This window comes from Bartonella sp. AP57NXGY, from assembly GCF_042195805.1.
Taxonomy (GTDB): domain Bacteria; phylum Pseudomonadota; class Alphaproteobacteria; order Rhizobiales; family Rhizobiaceae; genus Bartonella.
In genome coordinates this window covers 1-1066 of record NZ_JBHIOZ010000350.1, presented here as the reverse complement: position 1 = coordinate 1066, position 1066 = coordinate 1, and the positions used below count along the sequence as shown (strand labels likewise).

Genomic DNA, 1066 nt, shown 5'->3' with positions numbered 1-1066 from the left:
CAGATTTCATAAATACTGAATATTTCTTCACCTCCAATTTCTCCTCCTCCATAATTTTTTAAAAAATTCTTATAGGAAGAGGTAAATTGTAAACCAAGAGTGTTCTCAGCTGTTTTAATCCGTACATCATCAGGGGCATTATCTTGAGTACCAAAATTAATAACATGACTATGCATATCAACATATTGTGCAACATCTGATAAAGTATAACTTTTCATAAATTTTTCTCCATAAGTCACAGCGTGTTTTTACTCATAATGAGTGCTCCTAATGATCAATCTTTTTCTACTATAGCCAATGGAATTGAGATGAGATTGATAAAATCATAAGAGATATGTTCTTGACGGAGCTCTTTTCTCATCTGTCTCTGTACAATCATCTCGCATTTACAATATATGATGGAATTAAAGGAGGTGATCATTAAAGTTTAGAGAGCGCCTTTTAGGGATATTATTTCAATATTTGCAATAATTACTCTTTCTTTTTTCCTACTTAGGAATTTTTTTTTGAAATCCAACAAATAACTTTTCTGATAAAATTTGTCTTTGGATTCATAGGAGCAACCAAACTCCTGCCTTGATAAAATGAGTAGAGAACCTCAACGAGAGGACTATCTTGTTCTTGTGTCACAGGATGTAACATAATAGGTCTAAAATCGACTCCAATAGGTGCTCTTCCTGATACCATTCTTTCCACATTTGTACCCGTTACTATCTGTCCTTCTTCTTTCCAAGAAGAAACTGTTTCGGGCTCAAACAGTTCATCTTCCTGATAAACTTTTTGACTTTTAAATTCCACCGGCTCAGCTGCCCCCATACTTTTTTTCTTTATCCATTTCATGATTCATAATCCCCTCAATTTTTTCAAAATAATCAATTTATTCTTTGTTCTAAATAGACTTAAATAAACTCTCCTTCCAAGAGCGAGGTTATTCCTCGCTAGAAAGCTCTGAGTGATCATCAAAATCTTTTGCTACCCGTTCAATCAAAGCGTAGCTCACTTGCTTCACCTTTGCTACTTCTTTGGCTAAAGCTAATGCACGTTCAAGGTGGGTTTTGTTGATGCT

The 1066-nt window shown here is 34.4% G+C and carries 2 protein-coding genes; both read right to left on the bottom strand.

The features are described from left to right. On the bottom strand, window positions 1-218 hold a 218-nt coding region (locus ACFIL8_RS10815; RefSeq protein WP_375661209.1), incomplete at its 3' end, for an SMI1/KNR4 family protein. Between the two features lie 274 nt (window positions 219-492). Then, on the bottom strand, window positions 493-840 hold the full coding sequence (locus ACFIL8_RS10810) for an HNH/ENDO VII family nuclease (RefSeq protein WP_375610944.1): 348 nt from the start codon (window positions 838-840) through the stop codon (window positions 493-495). Window positions 841-1066 lie beyond the last annotated feature (226 nt).

Excerpts from the sequence above, each read along its gene's own strand:
- ACFIL8_RS10810 (WP_375610944.1), bottom strand. The coding sequence starts at position 840 with ATGAAATGGATAAAGAAAAAAAGTATGGGGGCAGCTGAGCCGGTGGAA.